Below are 3,686 nucleotides of genomic sequence, written 5' to 3' on the forward strand. Positions count from 1 at the left end.
GGAGCTTTGTGAAGCCTTAAAGTTTCGTAAATTATAATACGGTTAGCAAGTTGTTTTGTCTTGAATAGTTCAGAAAATCTTTTCTCCATATCTTACAATCACCCCCTCTTTTAAAATTTCTGTTGTTTTTTTAATATATTCTTTTGGAATTCTTTCCTTAGCGTGAATTACAGTGTACGCACCAGCTATTCGTTTTACTGCCTTAAACTCTATAAATATTCCATCTTCCTGAAGTAACTGTCTCAAGATCGTTTCAGGGAACGATATTGAATTTCTACTCAATGTTATTATATCACTCTCGGCACGCTGTTTTCAACTATTCCCCGCACGCTAGTGACGAAAAAAGGTAGCACCATTCCCTCCCTGTATGCCCCCCTTTCTTTTGGAGTCTGATGCTCCAGGGGGCATATCCCTATCAATACCCTCCCCCCTCCCGTCATAGCATGCGGGTTCTGAATTTTAACATATAAGTTTTTCTGTATAATTCGTTTAATCGTTCCCGTCACTACTGTTCTCGTAAGTTTTTTTGCTTCATACAGTATTCTCTGTGCATTTAAGCAGACAAATCTGTATTTAAGAAATTCCTTCGCATACCTTATTACATCTCTAGGAATCTGCTTTGGCTTAATTCTAAAAGCTTTCTGGTTAGAAAAACCTACGATCCTACAGTTCTGTCTTAAGTAAACCTGAATGTCCATCTTGAGTTTTTCGCTTATGGCATGACTTAACGCAAATTCTGCCTGTTCCAGTGCATCTTCAAAGGGAATTTCATACTCTCTGGCAAGTTCTTCAATATAGTCAATAATTTGCCCAAATCCTTCTATTTCTTCGACAGAAATTTCTACTTTCATCTGCATCTCTTGCATCTCTTTTAAAGATAAAAAAAGAGTAACCTTTTGCCAACAAGAAAAAACCCCGAGAGTGTCTCTCGGGGTAAATTTGAGGGGTATAAGAGTTACAGAGAGCGTAACTCTAAAGAAGGGGAAAATCGTAGTAACTTTGTCTGAGGCACCTTTACGAGTTCTCCAGTCCGTGGATTCCTGGCAGTTCTTTCCTTTCTTGTTACCACCTTAAACGTTCCAAAACGAGGAAGTCTGACAGATTCACCTTTCCTTGCGGCATCAAATATGACTTCAATGAAGGTGTTGAGGAACTTCTCTGAATCCTTTTTGGTAAATCCACTCTTTTTAGCAATTACGTCAATCAACTCTGCCTTGTTCATCGCTCTCTATCACCTCCTTTCTTTGGGTGGATAAGTTTTCCTTTTTTTATAAACCTTTGTCTTTGAATATTGTGGTTTAAAACGCACTTTATTTAACTCAGAGAATGTTTTCTTTTTCGTGTTAAATGATGTTTGTTTGTCATAGATAGTATGTGAATTTTTAATCTTACCTACAAACGCTGAAACGTAATTTTTAATACTTTCCAAAAAAGAAGTTGTTGTCTTTACCTCTCCCTTTGCAATCCGTTCAAGCTCTTGCTCCCATATCGCTGTGTACTCAGGTGATGCTACTTTTTCATCCTTAAGTAGGTCTATTAGGAACTCTGCTTTTGTTGTAGGAACGAAGGCTTTACCTTGTCTAATAAGATATTTTCTATCTTGAAGGTTCTTAATTATCTGAGCCCGTGTTGCAGGTGTGCCAATTCCTGCATTTTCTTTGAGTATCTTTTTTAATTCCTCATTCTGCACTACTTTGTGGGCATTTGCCATTATCTCAAGCAGTGTCGCATCTGTGTATCTTGGTGGTGGTTGAGTCTGTTTTTCAACAGTCTGAGTATCTGCAACAAAAACTTTTTCTCCCTTTGCAAGATGAGGTAAAATTATATCGGATTTTAATCCGCCGTAAATTTCTCTCCAACCAGCATCTACTAAGGTTTTCCCTTTTGCTAAAAAGTTATGTTGGTTTACTTGAATATAAATAGTCGTGTTTTTAAATTTACAGTCAGGATAGAAAGCAGAAACAAAACGCTTACATACCAATTCAAAAACTTTTCTTTCATCTTCGGTTAGTGGTTGTGTCGGAGCTCCCTGTGGAATAAGAGCATGATGGTCTGTAAGTTTACTTAAATCAAAAACTCTCTTGTTGTTTTTATCTATACTGCACTTGTTAATGTCAAATTTGATAACGCTTCTTATCTGGCTAAGAATTTTCTTGCACTCCTCAGCATATTGTGGATCAAGGTGTTGTGATTCAGTGCGGGGATAGGAAAGAATTCTGTGTTTTTCGTAAAGGGATTGAGCTATCGCTAAAGTTTTATCTGCTGAAAATCCAAAGAGGCGATTGCATTCTTGTTGTAGTGTAGTTAGAAAAAATAGAAGTGGTGGTTTTTCGCTGGAAATTTTACTTGTTACTTCTTTAATAATTCCTGTTTTGCCCTTAACTTCAGAAACGATTCTGTCTGCATCAATTTTCTTTGCAATAGCATACTTAGAAGTAATCCCTTCAGTATCATTTTCTTCCTCAGTTTCTTTGTCATCGTTATTTTGAATCGGTTTAAAATAAATGCCTTTGAATACATCGTCTCTCCTTTTAAATGTTGCAGAAACGTTGTAATATGGTTGTGGTTTAAAATTCCTTATTTCCCGTTCTCTTTGCACCACAAGAGCTAACACTGCAGTTTGAACTCGTCCAACAGTAAAAAGCTCCCTGTTCTTGCATGTCACAGCACGAGTGCAATTAATGCCTACAAGCCAGTCTGCCCACTGACGGGCAAGAGCAGATTGATAGAGTCTGTCAAACTCGGAAGCAGGTTTTAACTGTTGCATCTGTTTTCTTATTACTTGTTCTGTGAGTGCTTCCGATGTCCACAACCTATACACGGGTTTTTTATTTCCTGCAAGCTGGAGAATTAGTCTCGCTATAAGTTCTCCTTCACGTCCACAGTCAGTAGCAATTACTACAGATGACACATCAGAACGGTTAAGAAGGGATTTAATGACTTGGAATTGTTTTTTCGCTGACTGAAGTACTTTGTATTGGAACCGTTCAGGAAAGATTGGGAGTGTATCTAATGTCCATTGCTTTAGTTCTGAATTATATTCCTCTGGTTCCTTTAGCTCGCAGAGATGCCCGTATGCCCATGTGATAATGTATCTGTCGTTTTCAAGGTAGCCATCTCCTTTTTTTGATGCGGTTAAGGCTTTTGCAAAGTCCTGAGCGACAGATGGTTTTTCGGTTATAATTATGGTTTTGCTCATTATTATATAAATGATAAGTGGTAACTATTAAATTGATTTTTTGGACGCAATAATCGTAGAGTTGTTGTTTATTTTTTTTATTTTTCTGTAATTTTATTTTTTTGCAAGAAGGCAGGAGTGCATATACAGAAATATGCACTCCTGCCTATTTCTGTATATTATTTCTGTACTTGTATTTCTGTAGCATCAAGTAAAATCAAGGGTTTCAGAAAAATGTTTCGGACATGTTAACGTCACCTTTCGGACATGTTAACGTCACCTTTCGGACATGTTAACGTCACCTTGAGCGAAAATTTTGGAAAAAAACTTAATTTTTTTCGGACATGTTAAGGTCACCTGGTCACCTTTCGGACATGTTAACGTCACCTGTCAACTTTTTGGAGAAAATTCATAAAGTTTATTTCATTAACATTAGTCGTTTTTTATAAAGCTTCTCACAGAAAACAATTGAAACTTAAGTGGATTTGGATTATTTTGATAAAAAAAT

General features: G+C 36.9%; 4 protein-coding genes. All 4 read right to left on the minus strand.

The features are described from left to right. Positions 1 to 69 precede the first annotated feature (69 nt). The 4 genes from HPY60_11700 to HPY60_11715 all read right to left on the minus strand — a co-directional run bounded on the left by HPY60_11700 (position 70) and on the right by HPY60_11715 (position 3,199). On the minus strand, positions 70 to 282 hold the full coding sequence (locus HPY60_11700; GenBank protein ID NPV51839.1) for a hypothetical protein: 213 nt from the start codon (positions 280 to 282) through the stop codon (positions 70 to 72). A gap of 5 nt (positions 283 to 287) precedes the next feature. Beyond that, entirely contained in the window at positions 288 to 851 is a 564-nt protein-coding gene (locus HPY60_11705; protein NPV51840.1) for a hypothetical protein, read from the minus strand. A 104-nt stretch (positions 852 to 955) separates the two neighbouring features. Next, a complete protein-coding gene (locus tag HPY60_11710) occupies positions 956 to 1,222 on the minus strand; it encodes an HU family DNA-binding protein (protein NPV51841.1) in 267 nt (88 codons plus the stop codon). Between the two features lie 9 nt (positions 1,223 to 1,231). Then, positions 1,232 to 3,199 (minus strand): DNA topoisomerase 3, encoded by a 1,968-nt coding sequence (locus HPY60_11715; GenBank protein ID NPV51842.1) that lies wholly within the window; start codon positions 3,197 to 3,199, stop codon positions 1,232 to 1,234. Between the last annotated feature and the right edge of the window lie 487 nt (positions 3,200 to 3,686).

The organism is Methanofastidiosum sp., assembly GCA_013178285.1.
Lineage (GTDB): Archaea > Methanobacteriota_B > Thermococci > Methanofastidiosales > Methanofastidiosaceae > Methanofastidiosum.

What these genes read in the sequence shown, in the direction of transcription:
- HPY60_11705 (NPV51840.1), bottom strand. Translation starts at nt 851, where the DNA reads ATGAAAGTAGAAATTTCTGTCGAAGAAATAGAAGGATTTGGGCAAATT.
- HPY60_11710 (NPV51841.1), bottom strand. Translation starts at nt 1,222, where the DNA reads ATGAACAAGGCAGAGTTGATTGACGTAATTGCTAAAAAGAGTGGATTT.
- HPY60_11715 (NPV51842.1), bottom strand. Translation starts at nt 3,199, where the DNA reads ATGAGCAAAACCATAATTATAACCGAAAAACCATCTGTCGCTCAGGAC.